17 protein-coding genes and 1 riboswitch are annotated in these 19,407 nt (G+C 53.5%); of the genes, 10 read left to right on the forward strand and 7 right to left on the reverse strand.

Annotated elements, in window-relative coordinates:
* Nucleotides 1-87: 87 nt before the first annotated feature.
* The 4 genes from ACLQ3M_RS01045 to ACLQ3M_RS01060 all read left to right on the forward strand — a co-directional run bounded on the left by ACLQ3M_RS01045 (nucleotide 88) and on the right by ACLQ3M_RS01060 (nucleotide 2,880).
* Nucleotides 88-522 (forward strand): LytTR family DNA-binding domain-containing protein, encoded by a 435-nt coding sequence (locus ACLQ3M_RS01045; RefSeq protein WP_411675860.1) that lies wholly within the window; start codon nucleotides 88-90, stop codon nucleotides 520-522.
* Nucleotides 523-561: 39 nt separating this feature from the next.
* A complete protein-coding gene (locus ACLQ3M_RS01050) occupies nucleotides 562-969 on the forward strand; it encodes a DUF3021 family protein (protein ID WP_411675965.1) in 408 nt (135 codons plus the stop codon).
* A gap of 148 nt (nucleotides 970-1,117) precedes the next feature.
* Nucleotides 1,118-2,023, forward strand: coding sequence for an ATP-binding cassette domain-containing protein (locus tag ACLQ3M_RS01055; RefSeq protein WP_411675966.1), 906 nt, complete (start codon nucleotides 1,118-1,120; stop codon nucleotides 2,021-2,023).
* Nucleotides 2,020-2,880: an ABC transporter permease gene (locus tag ACLQ3M_RS01060; protein WP_411675861.1), complete on the forward strand. Its 861-nt coding sequence runs from the start codon at nucleotides 2,020-2,022 to the stop codon at nucleotides 2,878-2,880. Before ACLQ3M_RS01055 ends, ACLQ3M_RS01060 begins: the two co-directional genes overlap by 4 nt.
* A 74-nt stretch (nucleotides 2,881-2,954) precedes the next feature.
* Here ACLQ3M_RS01060 and thiW read toward each other — a convergent pair whose 3' ends face one another.
* From thiW to ACLQ3M_RS01090, 6 genes are all read right to left on the reverse strand, one after another.
* Nucleotides 2,955-3,455, reverse strand: a complete 501-nt coding sequence (gene thiW, locus ACLQ3M_RS01065) for an energy coupling factor transporter S component ThiW (RefSeq protein WP_411675862.1) — start codon at nucleotides 3,453-3,455, stop codon at nucleotides 2,955-2,957.
* A gap of 75 nt (nucleotides 3,456-3,530) precedes the next feature.
* Nucleotides 3,531-3,640, reverse strand: a riboswitch (TPP riboswitch).
* Between the two features lie 133 nt (nucleotides 3,641-3,773).
* Entirely contained in the window at nucleotides 3,774-4,097 is a 324-nt protein-coding gene (locus ACLQ3M_RS01070; protein WP_066649831.1) for a P-II family nitrogen regulator, read from the reverse strand.
* A 233-nt stretch (nucleotides 4,098-4,330) separates the two neighbouring features.
* Entirely contained in the window at nucleotides 4,331-5,842 is a 1,512-nt protein-coding gene (gpmI, locus tag ACLQ3M_RS01075) for a 2,3-bisphosphoglycerate-independent phosphoglycerate mutase (RefSeq protein ID WP_411675863.1), read from the reverse strand.
* Between the two features lie 20 nt (nucleotides 5,843-5,862).
* On the reverse strand, nucleotides 5,863-6,630 hold the full coding sequence (gene tpiA, locus ACLQ3M_RS01080; protein WP_411675864.1) for a triose-phosphate isomerase: 768 nt from the start codon (nucleotides 6,628-6,630) through the stop codon (nucleotides 5,863-5,865).
* A gap of 68 nt (nucleotides 6,631-6,698) precedes the next feature.
* Nucleotides 6,699-7,892 carry a phosphoglycerate kinase gene (locus ACLQ3M_RS01085; protein WP_411675865.1) on the reverse strand — a complete coding sequence of 398 codons (1,194 nt, stop codon included), beginning with the start codon at nucleotides 7,890-7,892 and terminating at the stop codon, nucleotides 6,699-6,701.
* Between the two features lie 155 nt (nucleotides 7,893-8,047).
* Complete coding sequence (locus ACLQ3M_RS01090) at nucleotides 8,048-8,548, reverse strand: tRNA (cytidine(34)-2'-O)-methyltransferase (RefSeq protein ID WP_187037267.1); 501 nt, start codon at nucleotides 8,546-8,548, stop codon at nucleotides 8,048-8,050.
* Nucleotides 8,549-8,704: 156 nt separating this feature from the next.
* Between ACLQ3M_RS01090 and ACLQ3M_RS01095 the strand changes: the two genes are divergently transcribed.
* The 6 genes from ACLQ3M_RS01095 to ACLQ3M_RS01120 all read left to right on the forward strand — a co-directional run bounded on the left by ACLQ3M_RS01095 (nucleotide 8,705) and on the right by ACLQ3M_RS01120 (nucleotide 18,141).
* Nucleotides 8,705-8,884 (forward strand): hypothetical protein, encoded by a 180-nt coding sequence (locus tag ACLQ3M_RS01095; RefSeq protein WP_411675866.1) that lies wholly within the window; start codon nucleotides 8,705-8,707, stop codon nucleotides 8,882-8,884.
* Between the two features lie 271 nt (nucleotides 8,885-9,155).
* Nucleotides 9,156-10,688 carry a hypothetical protein gene (locus tag ACLQ3M_RS01100; RefSeq protein WP_411675867.1) on the forward strand — a complete coding sequence of 511 codons (1,533 nt, stop codon included), beginning with the start codon at nucleotides 9,156-9,158 and terminating at the stop codon, nucleotides 10,686-10,688.
* Nucleotides 10,675-11,973, forward strand: a complete 1,299-nt coding sequence (locus ACLQ3M_RS01105; protein ID WP_411675868.1) for a hypothetical protein — start codon at nucleotides 10,675-10,677, stop codon at nucleotides 11,971-11,973. Before ACLQ3M_RS01100 ends, ACLQ3M_RS01105 begins: the two co-directional genes overlap by 14 nt.
* Before the next feature lie 415 nt (nucleotides 11,974-12,388).
* Nucleotides 12,389-15,262, forward strand: coding sequence for a polymer-forming cytoskeletal protein (locus ACLQ3M_RS01110; protein WP_411675869.1), 2,874 nt, complete (start codon nucleotides 12,389-12,391; stop codon nucleotides 15,260-15,262).
* Between the two features lie 287 nt (nucleotides 15,263-15,549).
* Entirely contained in the window at nucleotides 15,550-16,941 is a 1,392-nt protein-coding gene (locus ACLQ3M_RS01115; protein WP_411675870.1) for an MBOAT family O-acyltransferase, read from the forward strand.
* Nucleotides 16,942-16,953: 12 nt separating this feature from the next.
* On the forward strand, nucleotides 16,954-18,141 hold the full coding sequence (locus tag ACLQ3M_RS01120; protein ID WP_411675871.1) for a DHHW family protein: 1,188 nt from the start codon (nucleotides 16,954-16,956) through the stop codon (nucleotides 18,139-18,141).
* A 35-nt stretch (nucleotides 18,142-18,176) separates the two neighbouring features.
* Here ACLQ3M_RS01120 and spoIID read toward each other — a convergent pair whose 3' ends face one another.
* Nucleotides 18,177-19,175 carry a stage II sporulation protein D gene (spoIID, locus tag ACLQ3M_RS01125; protein WP_411675872.1) on the reverse strand — a complete coding sequence of 333 codons (999 nt, stop codon included), beginning with the start codon at nucleotides 19,173-19,175 and terminating at the stop codon, nucleotides 18,177-18,179.
* Nucleotides 19,176-19,407: the final 232 nt, after the last annotated feature.

The raw sequence follows: 19,407 nt of genomic DNA on the forward strand, positions 1-19,407 counted from the left end.
AATTCGGTCACGTGCAGGGAAACATGTTCCATACAGGAACTTTATGGTATAATGGAATCAATCTTGCGTGCGGGGTGAAAAAACAACTTGAAGATCATTATTGAGGAGCTGATGGAAGGCGAAGAAGAGCAGATTGTGATTCGCTGCCGGGAAATGTCACATGAAATCCTGCGGGCAATCTCCCTTTTCAAGTCTCAGGATGCCATGGTCGCCTACGAGGGAAATGAGATTTATCGTATTAAGCCCTCGGATATTTATTATATTGAAGTTGTTGACAATAAAACATTCGTATATGAAAAAAAGAAAGTTTATGAATCAAAACAAAAGCTTTATGAGCTGGAGGAATCCCTGTCGGCCGGCAGTTTTCTGCGCGTCTCCAAATCGGTTCTTCTCAATTTAGGGAAAATCCGGTCGCTCAGTCCCGCTTTCAGCGGACGGTTTGAAGCGCTCTTGGATAACGGAGAAAAAGTGGTGATATCCCGGCAGTACATAGGCGATTTAAAAAAGAGACTCGGTATATAGGAGGAATCAGCGGTGCGTCTTGATGAATTGTTCAAAGCAATGTTCAGGTCCTTTTTTGTAATTACTACGGGGGTTGTCGCTTCTATGTATCTTTACTGTGCCCTGCTCAGCCCCGGGGCGGTGTTTACCGTGAAAGACATCGGCAGAATTTTGCTGATGGCCTTTGTCGGTGACCTGCCTCTCTTGCTGTTCTGGTCGCGAAGGGAGCTGAGTAAACGCCGCTATTTTATCAGAAGAATTGTCCACATGGCGGTTCTTGCCCTCCTACTGCTGTATTTTGCGTCGCTTTGGGACTGGATCAGTCTGGATAAAGCAGGAGAGGTTGCTGTGTTCCTATTGTGTGTTCTGGCCGTTTACGTCATCGTCATGTTTGTTGCAGTACTCCGGGATAAAAAGCTGTCGGACCGTATGAATCGAAAGCTGAAGGAACGTTACCATACCCGGTGAATTTAATAGGCGGGGGAAAAGTTCACGCAGCTTACCGTGCTTTTTTTACAGTTTGCGTCCTTTTAAGCGCAGCATACGGTTTTTCGATTGCACAGTTACCGCCATTTTGATAAAGTAGCTTCAGAAAGGGGTTATCGCATTGAATAAGATGGTTGAGGTCAACGGGATGAAGAAAAATTTCGGGAATATTGAGGCTGTAAAAGGAATCAGCTTTTACGTGGAGCAGGGAAAGCTTTTTTCTTTTCTCGGCCCCAACGGCGCCGGAAAGTCGACGACGATACAAATTCTTTGCACTCTTCTCAGCTACGACGGCGGAACGGTGACGATCGACGGGATGGATTTAAGCCGGGACAGCCGGAATATCCGTCGGGAAATCGGCGTGGTGTTTCAGGAAAATATGCTCGATTCGCTTCTGACCGTTCGGGAAAACCTCACAATTCGCGCGGGGCTTTACACAAAGGAGAAAGTGGTGATTCAACGGGCTGTTTCCGAGGCGGCCCGGGTTACGGAACTGAATGAGTATATGGACCGTCCGTACGGCAAGCTGTCCGGGGGGCAAAAGCGCAGAGCCGATATTGCCCGTGCTTTGCTTCATACGCCGAAAATTCTGTTTCTCGACGAGCCCACGACCGGGCTCGACCCGCAGTCCAGAAGGAATATCTGGGAAACCGTGCGAAAGCTGCAGACGGAAACCGGGCTGACCGTCTTTTTGACGACGCATTACATGGAAGAAGCGGCTGAATCCGACTATGTCATTGTGATCGACCATGGGGAAGCAGCCGCCAGGGGCACGCCGGCGGAACTGAAATCACAGTATGCCGGCGACACGCTTCAAATAAGTGCAAAAAAGGAAAAAGAACTTCGTGACGCGCTGCAAGAAATGAAAGCGGACTTTACCGCTTCCGGTGGAAAAGTAATCGTAAAGCTTTCGGATACCGTAAGCGCGATTCCGGTGTTAACACGCTGTGAACCGTTTATCAGCAGCTTTGAAGTGCTGCAGGGTACGATGGACGAGGCATTCATCGGCATCACCGGAAAGGAGCTGAGAGAATGAACGTTTTAATCAGACGGAATGTAAAGCTTTATTTTCGCGACAGAAGCGCGGTTTTCTTTTCCCTTCTGGCGGTCATCATTATCATCGGTCTGTATGCGCTTTTTCTGGGCGGTGTGTGGATTCCGAGCTCGCTCAAGGGAATTCCTTCGGTGGATTATCTGATGAACAGCTGGCTGATGGCGGGACTTCTGTCCGTTGTATCCGTGACGACGACCATGGGAGCCTTCGGAATTATGATCGACGACAAAACGCGCAGAATCGACCGGGACTTTTTCGCTTCTCCGGTGAAGCGGAGCGGGATCGCGGCGGGATATATCGGAAGCTCGTTTTTGATCGGCGTAATCATGTCGCTGATTACAGCCGTTTTAGCGGAACTTTATATCACCTCGAAAGGCGGGGGATGGCTCCCTGCGGTAAGTCTGCTCCGGGTATTCGGCCTGATTCTGCTCGCGACTCTGACGAATACCTCCATGGTATGCTTTTTGGTATCTTTCTTTAACAGTCAAAACTCATTTGGAACGGCAAGCACCGTAATCGGGACTCTGATCGGATTTTTGACAGGCATTTATCTTCCCATAGGGGAACTTCCCGCCTCGGTGCAGACGGTGATCAAGCTGTTTCCACCCTCTCATGCGGCGCTTTTGTTTCGTCAGGTGATGGTGGAGGCCCCGATGAAAACGGCCTTTGCGGGGGCTCCGTATGATATGGTGCGGGAATTCAAGGAATATATGGGCATAGAGTTTTCCGTGGGGGGACAGGAGCTTGCGCCATGGGTCAGTGCCGTGGTCCTGCTGGTTTCCGCAGTCGTTTTTTACGGATTGTCGGTTCTTAATCTCTCCAGAAAGAAGAAAGACTAAGAGCTTTTTTCAGAGAAAAATGAATCGGACAATTCCGTTTCTTGTCTGCCCTGAACGGAAAACGGCTGCCTAAATTAGAAATGATGAGAATGGGCCAGATCGAACAGTTTTGTCCGCTCAAGAATTTTCAGCAGCACGACGGAAATAGCAGAACCAATTAAAGAGCTGACCATAAACGGCAGAACATAAGTGAAAAGGGCCGCCGGAGCCGACAGAAGATAAGCGGCGACGGGGTATGCGGCCAGCGCCCCCAGGATTCCCGTTCCCGCGACTTCCCCCAAATAGGCGGCGGACAGCTTGTGAAAACGATGATAAAGCAGTCCGCTGCAAAGCGCGCCGATCATACTGCCCGGGAATGCCAGAAAGCTCCCCGTACCCAGCATGACGCGAAGCAGGGAGGTAATAAACGCCATTGCGACGGCATAAGCCGGGCCGAGCATGACCGCGGCGAGCACGTTGAGCAGCGACTGAATCGGGTAGCATTTTGCAAGGCCGGTCGGAATATAAAAGGCGGATAAAACAACGCCAAGTGCGGCAAACAGTCCGGTCAATACGATTTTTCTCAAGTCTTTCATTAAAATCCCCTTCCAATCTTTCAATCATGGTAAAAAAGAAAGCGGGACATGCCGAAAAGGCATATCCCGCTTTCTTCGTAACGGAAATAAAGTCCCTTCGTTGGCATTATCCAAATCAGGTTAACGGGTCGAAGTTCGCGCTAACTTCCTCTCAGCCTGTATCACAAGCTCCCTGCTTTTGATTCAATTTTCATAGATTGTACTCTTGACGGATGGAGATGTCAACCGGCTTTCACTTGAAAATGAATGCGGAGCCGTTTTAAAAGGCTCCACGTATTTCTGCTTATGATGAAATTCGGTTTGAGAAAGCTCAGTCCGTCAAATTGCGTCGTCTCCGCTTTCACCGGTTCTAATGCGAACCGCCTCTTCCACAGGGAATACGAATATCTTTCCGTCTCCGATTTCTCCCGTTTTAACGGCCTCACAGATTTTAGAAATCAGTTCGGTTACGATCTCGTCGTGCACAACCGTTTCCACCTTGACCTTCGGGAGAAGGTTCAGATTATAAACGGTTCCGTGGTAAACTTCTTTCATGCCCTTTTGGTTTCCGCATCCGGAGGTCATCGTGACCGTCATGCCATAAATGCAAAGGTTGTTGAGAACGGCCTTTACCTCTTCCAGCTTTTCCGGGCGGATAATCATTTCGATCTTTTTCGTAACCTCATCCCCTTGTCAGATTTTTTGTATGAAGAAAATCTTATCTGATTTCATTATATCGTTAAGTTCTTCCGAGTCAATACAAGAGGAGATAAAACGAGGAAAATAAACCCCACGGTATTTGAAGAGATCGAATCCCGGATGTTTTACCATACAGGAAAAAGAAAAGAGGATCACCCGTGAAAGGGTCATCCTCTTGTTTTCACAACGATCTTAATTTATTCGATGATGCTTTTTCCTGTCATTTCAGGCGGCTGCGGGAGCCCCAGAATTTTCAGCATCGTCGGGGCAATGTCCGCCAGGCGACCGCCGGAGCGCAGCTTGCACGGATAACCGACAACGCAGAACGGAACCGGGTTTGTCGAATGCGCGGTGAAGGGCGAGCCGTCGGGCTCCTCCATCTGCTCGGCGTTTCCGTGGTCCGCCGTAATCAGAGCAACGCCGTTCATTTCCCGAATCGCTTCGATCACGCGGCCGACGCAGGAATCCACGGCTTCCACGGCGGCTTTCGCCGCGTCGAAAATTCCGGTGTGGCCAACCATATCGCAGTTCGCGAAATTTAAAATAATCACATCGTATTTGCCGCTGCGAATCCGTTCCACCAGAGCGTCCGTCACCTCGTACGCGCTCATCTCCGGTTTCAGATCGTAAGTCGCGACTTTAGGAGAATTAATTAACACACGGTCTTCTCCGGGAGTCACGGTTTCCACGCCGCCGTTGAAGAAAAACGTCACATGGGCGTACTTTTCCGTTTCAGCGATGCGCAGCTGCGTCTTTCCGTTATGGCTGATGACTTCCGCCAGCGTGTTTTTCAGCTGCTGGGGGCGGAAGGCGACTTCGACATTCGGAATCGTGGCGTCGTACTGCGTCATGCAGACGAAATGAAGGGGGAAGAAGCCGTTCGCCCGTTCGAACCCGTCAAAATCGGGATCGACAAAGGTACGGGTAATCTGGCGGGCGCGGTCCGGACGGAAATTGAAGAAAATAACCGAATCGCCGGATGAGATGCAGCCTTCTTTCTCACAGACAACCGGAATGACGAATTCGTCCGTCACGTCGTTTTTGTAAGAGGTTTCCACCGCGGCGGCGGGGTCGCGGTTCTGCACGCCTTCGCCGAGAACCATAGCGTCATAGGCCTTTTCGACGCGCTCCCATCTGCGGTCGCGGTCCATCGCGTAATAACGGCCCATCACGGTAGCAATTTTGCCGATGCCGATCTCCCGCATTTTGTTCTGGCAGTCCAGAATAAAATCTTTTCCGGAGGCGGGGGGCACGTCGCGGCCGTCCAAAAACGCGTGAACATACACCTTTTTGCAGCCGCGTTGCTTTGCAAGCTTCAAAAGAGCGTAAAGATGGCTGTTGTGGCTGTGGACGCCGCCGTCGGACAGCAGGCCCATCAGATGCAGCGCGTGGCCGGAGGAAGCGGCGGCGTCCACTGCGCCGAGCAGGGCGGAATTTTCAAAAAAGTCGCCGTCCTGAATCGATTTGGTAATCCGGGTCAATTCCTGGTACACGATGCGGCCGGCGCCGATATTCGTATGCCCGACCTCGGAATTTCCCATCTGCCCGTCGGGAAGGCCGACGTCCAAGCCGGAAGCACCGATCTGTGTCAGCGGATTTTCTGCGAAAAGACGGTCAAGGTTCGGGGTAGAGGCCGCCTTGATGGCATTGCCGTATTCCGGCCCAATGCCGAATCCGTCCAAAATCATAAGAATCAGAGGCTTTTTCATTCCTGTACTCCTTTATGGCTTTACTTTCCGGCCGCTTTGATAATCTGGGCGAAATCGTCCGGCTTTAAGGAAGCACCGCCGATCAGGCCGCCGTCAACATCCGGTTGCGCGAGAAGCTCAGCGGCGTTTTTCGCGTTCATGGAACCGCCGTACTGGATGGTCAGGGCGTTCGCTGCAGACGAGTCATACAGGGAAGCCACCGTAGCGCGGATGGTCGCGCAGACTTCGTTCGCCTGTTCGGCGGTAGCCGTTTTGCCTGTGCCGATTGCCCAGATCGGCTCATACGCGATCATAATCCGTTTCAGTTCTTCTGCGGAAACGCCGCCCAAAGCGACCTTCGTCTGCATGGCGACCAGTTCGGAGGTAATCCCCTGTTCGCGCTGTTCCAGTGATTCGCCGACGCAGAGGATTACGGAAAGTCCGCTGTCAAGAGCCGCGCGGATCCGCTGGTTGACGGTAATATCCGTTTCGCCGAAATAAGTGCGGCGTTCGCTGTGGCCGATAATGACGTACTGTACGCCCATGGAAGCGAGCATCGGAGCGGACACCTCGCCCGTGAATGCGCCGGAAGGAGCCCAGTGGCAGTTTTGAGCGCCTACGCCGATGGAGGAGCCCTTCGCGGCTTCCAAAACAGGGAACAGGTCCACATACGGCACGCAGACGACGACTTCGCATCCCGCGTCCTTAGCCAAAGGAAGAATAGCGCCGATCAGTTCTTTTGCTTCTTCCGGGGTTTTGTTCATTTTCCAGTTTCCCGCGATGACTGCTTTTCTGAGCTTTTTATTCATGACTGTAGCCTCCTGTATCATCATTAATGCGAATGAAAAGGAAGGGGCGGTTTGCCGCCCCTTCCGCCTTATTTATCGTTCAGGCAGGCGATTCCGGGCAGTTCCTTGCCTTCCAGAAATTCAAGAGACGCGCCTCCGCCTGTTGAAATGTGGGTCATTTTTTCCGCAAAGCCAAGCTTTTCAACCGCGGCGGCGGAATCGCCCCCGCCGATGATCGAAACGGCGCCGCTGTCGGCAACCGCCTTTGCGACGGCGACGGTGCCTCCCTCGAAATGCTCCCATTCGCTTACGCCCATCGGGCCGTTCCAGACGACGGTTCCGGCTCCGCAAATGGCGTCTGCGAACAGCTTGCGGGTTTTCTCGCCGATATCAAGGCCCATCCAGCCGTCCGGGATTGTATCGGAATTGACGGTCTTGTACTGAGCGTCCTTTTCGTATTCGTCGGCGACCACATTGTCCACAGGCAGCAGGAAACGCACGTTCTTTTCCTTCGCCTTAGCCATCAGGTCGGAAGCAAGGCCGACTTTGTCCTCTTCGCACAGAGAGGAGCCGATGGAATAGCCGAGCGCCTTCATAAAGGTGTAGGCCATGCCGCCGCCGACAATCAGCGTATCCACTTTGTCCAGCAGATTGGTGATGACGCCGATCTTATCCGATACCTTCGCGCCCCCGAGGATCGCGACGAACGGGCGTTTCGGGTTCGCGAGCGCGCCGCCCATAATGGTGATTTCCTTTTGAATCAGGTATCCGCACACGGCGGGCAGATACTCCGCGACGCCCGCGGTGGAGGCGTGCGCGCGGTGCGCGGTTCCGAACGCGTCGTTGACATAGATGTCCGCGAGGGAAGCCAGCTCCTTTGCAAAGGCGGGGTCGTTCTTTTCCTCTTCCTTGTGGAAGCGGACGTTTTCAAGAAGCTCCACTTCGCCGTCCTTCAGGCCGGCGGCAATGCTCTTCGCGCTTTCCCCGATAACGTCCTTTGCCATCTTAACCTCGGCGCCCAGCTTTTTAGACAGATAGCCTGCGACCGGCGCGAGGGAAAATTTCGGGTTGAACTCGCCCTTCGGGCGGCCCAGGTGAGAGCAAAGAATCACTTTCGCTCCGTGATCCCTCAAATAGCGGATTGTCTTCATGGCTTCGTCGATCCGCTTTGGGTCGGAGATGTTTCCCTCCGAGTCAAACGGAACATTAAAGTCGCAGCGGACCAGAACCCGCTTACCCTTTACGTCAATATCCTCTACGGTTTTTTTGTTTAAAGCGTTCATCAGATACCTCTCCTTCTCAACAGGCAGAATTTTGGGAGATCTTTTCGATATTGTTACCTTTCTAACAAACTTTTTCTATTATACAACCAACGAATGGCATTTTCAAGCATTTCCGGGTTTGCACTGGCACGAATTTTGGAAGAAAAGGGGATTCATTACCAGTGATATTGCCGAAGCTGCCCGCTGCACAGCATGCCGGGAAAATTCCATTGGCGAAGAACCTCGAACACGCCGACCGCGACGGAATTCGAAAGGTTCAGGCTGCGGGCGCCGGGGTTGTTTCTCATCGGAATCCGGACGCAGGAGTCCGGATTCTCGTAGAGCAGCTTTTCCGGCAGCCCGGCGGTTTCTTTCCCGAAGACCAGGTAGCACCCGTCCGGATAGGCCGGCTCCGTGTAAACGTGCTGCGCTTTGGTGGAAAAATAGAAAAAATTACCGGTATTGCGGCTGAAAAATTCGGAAAGACTCTCGTAACAGGTAATATCCAGAAGGTGCCAGTAATCCAGCCCGGCGCGCTTCAGCTTTTTGTCGTCGATCTGAAACCCCATCGGCCCGACTAGGTGCAGCCGCGCGCCCGTCGCGGCGCAGGTCCGCGCGACGTTTCCGGTGTTCTGCGGGATTTCCGGTTCCACCATGACAATATTCAGTTCCGGCATAGTATTCTCCTTTTTAATGAAAAAAATGTGTGATTTTCAGGACAGCTTTTCCAGCGTTTCACTTCAATATTTCGAAAGAAAAGAGGCAGAATAATGAAAGGGTGTAATCTCATTTATTTTACTCATACTTTTTTCTGTGTTTGGAGGTTTTATAGAATGTATAAGCAAACCATGGGCTTTGTCCGCGGGATCGGCACCGGCCTTGTCGCCGGAATGGCTCTTGCGACGGTCGGGAATCAGATGATGAAAAACAACCGCGGCTTCCGCAAACGCGCGAACAAAACGCTGCATACGGTCGGGGATCTGATGGACAGCATGCAGTATCTGTTTAAGTAGGAATATGAATCAAAACCCGAGGGGGACGGACTTATTATAGCCCGTCCCCCTTCCTTTGCGCAACCCTTTTCCGCGCGGGCTTCGCCGGCGAGTCCGTCATCAATAAAAATACTATGATGCTAATGAGAAGCGCGAAGAACTGGAAAATTTGTTACATAATTGTTCCACCGTGAGAATTTAGTGGAATCCTTGAAAATTCCTTGGAAATAAGGTAGGATAGAACAAGAAAAGAAAAAGGGAAGAGTTTCCTAGGGAAAGGGGTTCTGAACCCATGTCGGAAAATCCTTTGCAGACTGTCTTCCATACGGTATCCTACCGCCCGTTCGACGGCGGCGGGGAAAGGGATTCTCTTTTGGCCGCCGCGCGGGAAAAGGCGTTTTCCGGCAGCACGGCGAAAGGCTCGGCGCGCGGGGTGGAAGCCGGGCGGATTGTCCGCACGCGCTATAAGATCGGCGGGGGGGAATTCCGCTGGCGCAAGATTTCCGGCAAAACCGTGGTGCAGGAGGCGTTCCGCCGCCCGGACGGCTTTTGCCTTGTCAGCCGGAACCTTTCCGGAGAAATCGTATCCGAATCGGTGTACGGGACTCATCTTGAGTGGCTGCGCACCGCGTATTTCGCCGGGACCCCCGGCAGGCCGGAAGCCGTCCTGCGCCCGGTCGGGAATGGCATTGAACTGCTTTTATTCGATACAAACTCCGGCAGGTACCGCCGGGAGGAGCTGCTTTCATGCCCCGTGGCTCCCGGAACGGCGGCGCAGAGCTATGTCAACAGCGCCGCGGGCGGCGAGCCCAAGGTGCTGGCTCGCACCGGCGATGGCCTTTTCTGCTACTGCGGGAGGGCGGAACGGGAAAAGCGCCTTGCTCTTTTCTGGCGGCTGGAGGAAAACGGCGGCGTTCCCGATCCAGACTGGACGGAGACGGACGGCGACGCAAAGCTGGAATTTTCCTACATACGAAACGACGGCTCCGCCCCCGAACGGCCGGGGAAAGAGGAACCGGATGATTTTGCGCGCGAAGCCGTGCCCGCGTTTGCTGTCCGCGCGGCTGCCCCGCGCGCCCCGGAGAGCCTGGATTCGTCGGACTACGCGGTCGACCGGGAGGTTTTTTCGGTCGAGCCGCCCGTTCCCCGGCCGGTTCCGAATCCCGTTCCCGCGCCGGAGCCCATCCCCCTGCCGAATCCAACCGCTCTGCCGCGGCCCGCGCCGACCAAATACGGCGTGGCCGCCAAGGGACTTGGCGGAAAGGTGGTTCACACCAGAAATCTGGAGAAGAAATTTGCGCGGATTGAACCTTTCTTCGGCGATGGCCTGATTCCCGCGAAGCGCATCGTCATCAGCGAGGAAGAGAGCTACCTGTATTTCGGCGAGCTGATCGGCGGGCTGCGGCAGGGGCAGGGCCGCACGCAGATGGAAAACGGGCATACCGCGTACGAGGGCGGGTACCTCGGCGACAAGCGCGACGGCTTCGGCGTGTACTATTATAAATCCGGAAAGCTGTGCTATGCCGGGAACTGGAAGCGGAACCTGCGCGACGGCATGGGGGTCGCGTTCGGCTCCTCGGACGGCTCCGTGTTCATCGGCCGGTGGAAGGACGGCGTCCCCGGGCGCGGTTCCGCGTTCGACATGGAGGGCAACCTGCTCTACACCGGGGAATGGAAGGACGGCAAGCGCCACGGGCAGGGCACCGAATACCGGGGCGGGCGGGTCGTGCGTTCCGGCGAGTGGCGCGACGGCGAATTTTACTCCGGATGGAGCCGCACACAGGCTCAATCCGACGGGACGGAGGGCGCGGGTGCGCTGGATTGACCTGCACGACGTCGGCTGGGGCGAATGTATCGTTCTAGGCGGCGACCGCGGCGGAATCCTGATGGTCGACTGCGGCAGCAGCAACCTGAAGCTGGGGGAAAACGGGCCGGGATTTTACGAGTATGTCGCGGATTCGATCATTCCCCGGTACCGCGAAGCGGAAAGCCGCTCGTTTTTTCTGACCCATTGCCACCGCGATCATCTGTGCGGCCTGTGGAGGATTCTGGAAGCCGCGCCCGGCTATTTCGGCGCGCTGTACCTGCCGGTTCCCCCGGGCGGGGAGGAGGGCCGGCCCGTTCTGCTGGAATTCGCCCTGTACGCCGCGGTGTTTTTAAGCCGCCTGACCGGCTACGCGCGGGTGAATGTCTCCGTCCTCACGCTGTTTACGCGCGCCGCGCGGCTCGCGGGGGCCGGAGCCGTGTTCCCCGTGCGGGAGGGGGACGGGTTCTTTCTGGACGGGGCGGAGTACGAGGTGATCTGGCCGCCGGAAACCGGATTTGTGTTTCCGCCGGAGCTGACCGAAACCGTGGACGCGCTGGACGCGATGCTCTCCGCGCCGTTCCTGCCGCCGTGCGCGCGGGAGTTTCTGGCGCTGCGGGAGCGCTTCTGCGCTTCCTACCGTCATATGTGCTCCGCTTCGCCGGTGCGGGAGGAGGACGCGGAGGAAACGCGAACGCTGTACAATCGGATCGAAACCCTGATTCCCGAGCTGCTCCTGCTGCCCTGCGCCGGGGACGCGGCGGCGCTGCTGGCTGCCGGGGAAACGCAGGACGCGTACTCCGGAGCGCTGAACGCCGCCTGCGCGGTGTTTCAGAATGTGCGGCGGGGCGGCTCCGGCCCGGACGACATCCTGATGACGGGGGACGCGCCGCCGGAAAGCATCCTTGCGGCTTCCGCGCGGATGTACGACGGGTATTCCGTGCTGAAAGCGCCGCACCACGGCACGGCGGGGTATTTCTTCCCGCTGGAAATCGCGGCGGACCACATCCTCATCAGCAACGGGCCGTACCGGGGCGGCGGCGAAATCGCTTCCGGCTACGCCGAACTGCCCGCCGTCCGCCACTGCTCCGGGAACGCGGCTTGTTCTTATTATAAGGAATACGGTTCCTGCTGCAACCGCCTGGCCCTGTGCGGCGCGCCGCCCGGCGGGGCGATCCTGCCCGTCCGCTGCCCCGCCGCGGCCCGCCCCGGCGCCCGCCCCCCGTGCCTTGTCCGCGTGGTGTCCCGCCGAAAGAATCTTTCCTGCCTTTGCGACGCCGGTCGGCGGGCACATAAAAATTTTTAGGGCATGGGAAAGATTTTCACGGAATTTTTTCAAAAAAACCGGCATAAAATTCCTCAGTTGGGACATCTTGCGGGCGCCAGTCTCAGCCGGTAAAAAAATCCCATCGCCGCGCTTCCAAATTCTTCCGGAGAAAATGAAGAATTTGGCTTTAAATCTGTAAAAATCATAGCGAAAGTACAAATTTTATTAAAAAATATATCCACAATGTACTTGACATTAAGTACCAAATATCTTATAATCCAATTAAACATATGAGCGGTGCTTGTGGTCGCCGCGCTCAGGCGCGCTGTGGGGCGCGGGGAAAGCGGGTATCGTTTTCAGTCAAGGGCCTTGCGGCCCGCGGCTAAGATGTATGTTAAAATTCTCATAGCACACGCAAATGCACAACGAACTATTTTAAGGAGGACAAAAAAGGATGAAAAAATTCAGAGGAAAAGCTCTGGCAGCACTGCTTTCATTAGCGCTGATTGCCTCAAGCCTTCCGGTAACCCTCGCATCCGCTTCCACAAGAAGCATGAGCGGAATCGTCAATCACCAGTTAAATGACGACATTTATCTGGTGAACGGCGGCAAATCGAGAGAGGCCACCATCACCGATTTCCTTGTGGCAAGCGATACTCTTGTCACGAACACAAGGGAAGAAGTGGATAACCCCAAAATCGCCGCGATTTCCCATGTTTCCGGCGACAGCCTCGTTTCTTTGAAGCTCATCGGCGACGATGATGATACCGCGAAACTGAAGCTGAAGAGCAATGACAAGTCCGGAACAGAAGTAATCGCCGTGCTTTATGAGGGCGATTACACGGATGACGACACTGATACGGATTACACCGTTAAGGCAAGAAAAAATGTAACGATCCATGTCTTTGACAAAGATCAGCCCGTCTTCGGCAAAGTGTCTGATGGCGCTATTGATCCCGGCAAGGCTCCCGACGATCTGGACACGTTTGCGAAAACCAGAAACTATAAAGCCCATGTCGGCATTTTCGCCGCTGAGCCCGATGACAGCAACGATAGCTGTTTTGCTACTTACTCACCGGTTGATTTAACCGCACAGACCAGCACAAGTGAAACAATAAGTATTAATGATAAAGATACTCCGACTTATTCGATCGAAATCACAAGCGGCGACAGCGATGTTCATCTGTCGGATAGTGACTTGTTGGCGACGAACGAAAAAGACAATGCTTCTTATAATGGAGTAGTTGCTACTACAACAGGCGCCGGAGTTGCGGTTGTGGTCGGCAAAGGTGATTACAAAGATGGCAAATATTCCAAGGATGCAAGCACATCAAATGTCACCTTTACTTTAAAAAAAGTTAAGTCAGACGGCAAAATCTCCACTTCTTCCGATGATAAGTACACGCTGAAGACCAAAGTGGAAGATAAGGTCGATGTTACAACTGCTTTGACGAATGCAGGTGTGGCTGACAAGAAAACCTTCGAAGTTTGCAAGGACGGAAAGACCAGAATTAAGGCCGTGAAAGAAAGTACTGACAGTAACGCAAAAGACCTAGACGTTACAAATTCAATTGTTGTTTTCCCCAGCAACACTACGTCAGTGACTGTTGACGACAGCACAAACCTGAAAGGCATTGAAGGTACGGTAGGTCAAAATTCAAAAGATTCGACGGGCTTGTCAATCGGTGATGCCCGCGTGGGTTATGTCGATGTTGACTGCGGCGATGTGGAACTCGCAGACGGCAGAGTTGGGGATATTACAACTTCTGGCGAAACCGGCAAAGTTACCATCAGCAGCGGCACGACCGGCAAAATCAAAACAACCGACTGCAAAGACGCTGCGCCGCAGGATGTTGAAATTAACGGCGGTATCGTCGGCGATGTAGAGTCGGACGGCACAGTTACCGTTGATTCCAGCGATGAAGATACCAAAGTTGTTACGGGAACACTGAAAGCTCCGATTATTGATGTTTATGCTGATGAGGCTTCCGTAACGATCGGCGAACTTCTGGCAAAGGCCGACGGTACTATTACCGTAAGAGGCAACAGTGCCGAGATTAAGGCCATTGACTTGGATTCTTATGAGACCACGGTAGACCTTGGCAATGATGACGACGAGTTTACCGGAACGATTCCTGCTCCGAAGAATGCAACAAAGGGCACGATCGAAACAGTCAATGAAGACACCGCGGCAACCGTTAACGGCGATGTGGATGTTGATACGATTAACCTCGACAGCGATACTACCACAACATTTACCGGTAAGATTACGGTAGATACCGTGGAAGGCGACGGCTGCATGGTCGTCAAGGCTGGCAATATGTATGTTTCCGGCAGCGTTTCCGGCACACAGCTGAAGCTTTCCGATTCTACTCTTGCGGCTGGCACGACCGTTTTCAAGGCTGCTGCCGATGAAGTAGACCCCGAGGATTTCAGTTGCTACGGCTTTACGCTTACTAAATCCGAAGGCAATTCCGTAGATACCTTTAAGATCGATACGCTGAGCTTTGCCGGACTTCAGATCAACAAATCTTCTTCCAGCATTGCGAAAGGCCAGTCCGAAACCTTCACGGCTTCCGCTTATCCGGGCGGCACTTCCCTTCCGGCAGGCTATACCATCGGCTGGAAGCTCGACGGCGGCAACAGCGACGTGTTCTCGATGACTTCTTCCGGCAACACGGCTACGGTTACGGTCAATTCGATTGATCCGGACTTTCCTTCTGAAAACCACACCGGTTTGACCGCGAAGCTGTACGATGCAGACGGTTATGAAGTCGACAGCGAAGATTACGGCGACGCAGTCTGCAACATTACCGCTACGGAAGTTCCGGTAATTCAGTCCGACACAACGAAAGACTTTACAATGGCTCCCGGCGCAACCTATCAGTTCAAGATCACAGCTCCGACAGCTCCGGTCATGACTGCTGGTTCCGCTGGTGTCATCAGCTCCATTACAAACGTTGGCAAATCCGGCAACGATTATTTCATTAAGATCACTGCCGCTGCAAATGCTAACGGCAAAGCAACAGGCATCTATGTAAACGGCACGAAGCTTCTGGTTGTTACCGTTTCCGGTTCCCAGACCTTCAAGAGCGACACAACTGCCGCTCTTACCGTGAAAAAGGGTGCTTCTTACCAGTATGGCATTACCACGAACAACGGCGCGGCCCCGACCTTTACGCTTGGTTCTTCCAATGTGTTCCACTATGAACTGGTTGGACACAACGGCAGCACATACTTCTTCAAAGTTACTGCTGTCGGCGCTGTAGGCGCACAGACCGGCGTATATGTTAACGGCACTAAGGTGAACGTTGCTAAGGTCGGCTAAGCAAAACCCCCTAAACAAAACAATTACTGACTCAACAAATTAGTAAGTTGTATTTGCGTGGCGGCGGTTTGGGTGAAAACTCAGGCCGCCGCTTTGTGCGAATCGTATGGGAAGAGACGTTGAAAAGGAGCCGCCGGGTCCGTACAGCGCAGATTTGAAACGGACACAGCAAGGCGGCTGATAAGGGAGAACGCGAAGAAACATCTTCGCGTTCTCTTGCTTTTTTTTGTCAATACTTATAAAATAGAAAAGGATAAAAAAATCGGGGGAAAGGACTCGAAATACATATGTTATTCAGCAGCCTGTTTTTTATTTTTATCTTTCTTCCGGTTTCGCTCGCGGCGTATTATCTTCTGCCGCGCAAATGGAGAAACCTGTGCCTGTTCGCGTTCAGCCTGGTCTTCTATGCCTGGGGCGAGCCGGTTTATGTGTTCCTGATGCTGTTCACCGCCGTGTTCGATTACGCGGTGGGGACGCTTCTGGAGCGATTTGCGGGCCGTCCGGGCCCGCGCAGGGCGGTGCTTGTGTTCGGGATTTGCGTCAACCTCGGCATGCTGGCTTATTTCAAATATGCCGCGCTGTTTGTTTCCACCGTGAATTCCGCGTTTTCGCTCTCGATTCCGGTTCCGGCCGCCGCGCTGCCGATCGGAATTTCGTTCTATACCTTTGAATCCCTTTCCTATGCGATTGATATTTACCGCGGCGAAGCGCCCGCGCAGAAAAGCCTGATCGACTTCGGAACCTACGTGTCCTTTTTTCCGCACCTGATTTCCGGGCCGATCATCCAGTATAAAGAGATGCAGGCGCAGCTTCGCGGCAGGACGGAGTCCATGGAGCATGTGACGGAGGGGGCGCTGCGGTTTCTGCACGGCCTGTTTAAAAAGGTTTTGCTTGCGAACAATCTTGCGCTGATTGCGGACAAGGTTCAGTATTTCGGGCATCCCTCCGCGTTAAGCGCCTGGCTGGGCGCGCTTGCTTTTACCTTTCAGATCTACTTTGACTTTTCAGGCTATACCGACATGGCCATCGGTCTTGGCAGGATGTTCGGCTTTATCCTGCCGGAAAATTTCAATCTGCCTTACAGCTCGCGCAGCGCCTCCGACTTCTGGCGCCGCTGGCACATGACGCTGGGCCGTTGGTTCCGCGACTACCTTTATATTCCGCTTGGCGGCAACCGGTGCTCCACCGTAAAGCTTGTCCGGAATCTTGCCATCGTGTGGGTTCTGACGGGCTTCTGGCACGGTTCTAGCTGGAATTTCGCGGTCTGGGGTGCGTATTGGGGCTTTTTAATCATCTGTGAGAAATTGTTTCTGCAAAAATGGCTGGACCGCATTCCCGTGTTTTTTCAATGGCTGTACGCGTTCTTGGCGGCGGTTGTGGGGTGGGTGTTTTTTTCTTACACGGATATCCGCACCGCGTGCGGCGTGGTCGCGGCGATGTTCGGCTTTTCCGGTGGAACGGATTCCCTCGGTGTGTACACGCTGATCACTGGCGCGCCGATCCTTCTGCTTGCGGCGCTGTTCTGCACGCCGTATCCCGCGAGGCTGCTGGGGTGGCTTGACCGGAAAGGAAGAACCGGGCTTGCGCTGCGAAGCGCGGGTATGACGGTGCTGTTCCTGCTCTCGATTGCCGCGCTTGTCGATAATTCCTACAATCCGTTTTTATATTTCCGCTTTTGACGGGGGACGCTGATGAACAGATTGAGAAAAATGCAACTGAAAAAGTTCGTTTGCCGGCCGGCGGCGCTCTCGGCGGCATTTTTGCTTGCCGCCGCGATCTTAGTCGGTGTATTTTGGCTGGTGGCTGCGCCGAAACAGACGTTTTCGGAAAATGAAAACAGAGTTCTGGAACCAACGCCGGTTCCGACTCTGGATACCGTTTTGAATGGGCGTTTTATGAAATCGGCTGAAAATTACGTCGGCGATCATTTTCCGCTGCGCAATACCTTTGTCACGCTGAATACGGCTGAGCAGCTGCTGCTCGGCAAGCGCGACCTTGCGGCGAATTACGGTTCGACCCCCGCGGAGGGCGGCGTATACTTTGGAAAAAACGATCATATTTACGAGGTTCTTCTGCCGGATAAAACCGGAATCTTTCAGAAAAACGCGGAAGCGCTCGCGGAATTCGCTGAAAAATCCGGTTTGCGGCTCACGATCCTTCCGGTGCCCTCCGGCTCTCAGGAACAGCCTGAGAACCTTCCGTACTCCGTGCCGAACCATGACCAGCATCAGGAACTGGAGGAGCTGGAACAGGCCGTGGGAGGAAAAGCAAAGGTGGTCGACCTGTTTTCGATCTTGAGTTTGAAAACAGGCCGGGATTACTATTTTAAAACCGACCATCACTGGAATACCGAGGGGGCCTATGTCGGTTATCGGGCACTTGCCGACGCGATGGACTTTGACAGTCTGCCCCAAAGCGCGTTTATTTATCAGGCTGTACCTCAGCCCTTTTATGGAACTCTCTATTCCAAGGCGGTCAATACATGGCAGAAGCCGGATACGCTGGTGCTTCCGCATGCAAAGGAAAAATCCGCCGTTACACAGGTGACCGGCAAAATAACGCATCAAGGGATTTACTGGGACCAGTATCTGAACAGTAAGGACAAATATTCTGTTTACCTTGGCGGGAACCCTTCGGTAACGGTGGTTAAGAACCCCGAAGCAAAGGGCGGCAAGCTGCTTCTGATCAAGGACTCGTTTGCAAATTCGATGATTCCTTACCTGTCGCAGAACTTCTCGGAAATCCATATGATCGATTTGCGCTATTACAATCTGGATATTTATAAATATATACAACAAAACGGAATCGATCAGGCCGCGGCAATTTACAGTATTAAGCAGCTTTGTGATGTTTCCATCGCGAATAAGCTCAGCAGGTAGAGAAAGGAACAGGGCGTTTGATCCGCCCTGTTTTGTTAGGCTGCAAGCGTAGTCGTCGGATAGTACCAGGATAGAATCTGCCGGTAATCGGCGCCTTGCTTTGCCATGTACTGCGCGCCTGTCTGGCTCATCCCGACGTCGTGGCCGTAGCCAAGCACTGAAAAGGTAAACTGCCCGTTGGAATAACTGGCGGTAAAATTCGCGGAGCGAAGCCCGAAAGCCGTGCGCACGTCGTTGCCGGTTACGCTTTTTCCTCCCAGCAGAATTGTTTTTACAGAACCCGCTGCGGCGCGTTCGGCGGTACCCACCCAGCCGGACGGATCGCCGGACAAATCCGCGTCCGGCGCGGCGGATAAAATACAGGCTTTCATTTTCTCTAAGGACAGGGTGACGGTGGTTTGGTATCCGCCGGCGAATCTGTCTCCCGGGCTTGCGACGGAGATGAGGTAGGGTCGTTCACCGCCCCAAACGTCAGCGGAAGCTTCCGTGTTCCCGCACGAGATTGCATAATAGGTCGCCTCGATCAATTCCCCGCCGCTTTTCAGAACCTGGCCGAACACCGGGTCGATGGCGCTTTTCAGGGCTTGAGCGTATTCGTCGTAATGGGTGCCCCAGCGCTTTTTTCGAAGTTCGTCCGTCAAATAAATCTGGCCGTTCTGCAGATCGGCCGAGAAGTCGGCGCCGTTCAGTGACGAATCGGGCGTCTTTTTTTGATTTTCGCGCAGTCGGGAATAATAGGTGTAACAGGCTACTGCCTGGGCTTTCAACGCCTCCTGCTCCGCGCTGGGGGACATTTCCGCCGCAACGGCTCCGGTCATGAACTCCCGGTCGCCGACGGTCAGAATCTGTTTCGTGGCGGTGTCAAGAATATGAAATGAGCTGCCGGCTTCCTGGGGGCGGCTGGACGCCGGACTTTCGCTTTTACCGGAACCGGCCTTGCCTGCGGCCGGGTTGCCGAAAGCCACAAAGGGAATCAGAAACATGGCCAGAAAAAGGAAAAGTCCCAAAAGAAATTCTCCTCTGCGGTGATGCATTTCGCGTTCCTCCTTACAGTCATACAATTTATGAGTTACCATGATGCAATTATATACATTAATAATTATTAATGAGAACAATAAGCCTAAATAATGAAATAAACAACAAATTTTATTGCAAAATCAATAGCAATGTATACAGCAAATCACTTGACTTTGCCGGTGCGGTGGGATAAAATACATTTATTAATTAAATAAATTTCCATTGGGCCGCACGATCTTCCTTTTGAGT

Source organism: Caproicibacter sp. (assembly GCF_046707225.1).
In the GTDB taxonomy this organism is placed as follows: Bacteria; Bacillota; Clostridia; order Oscillospirales; family Acutalibacteraceae; genus Caproicibacter.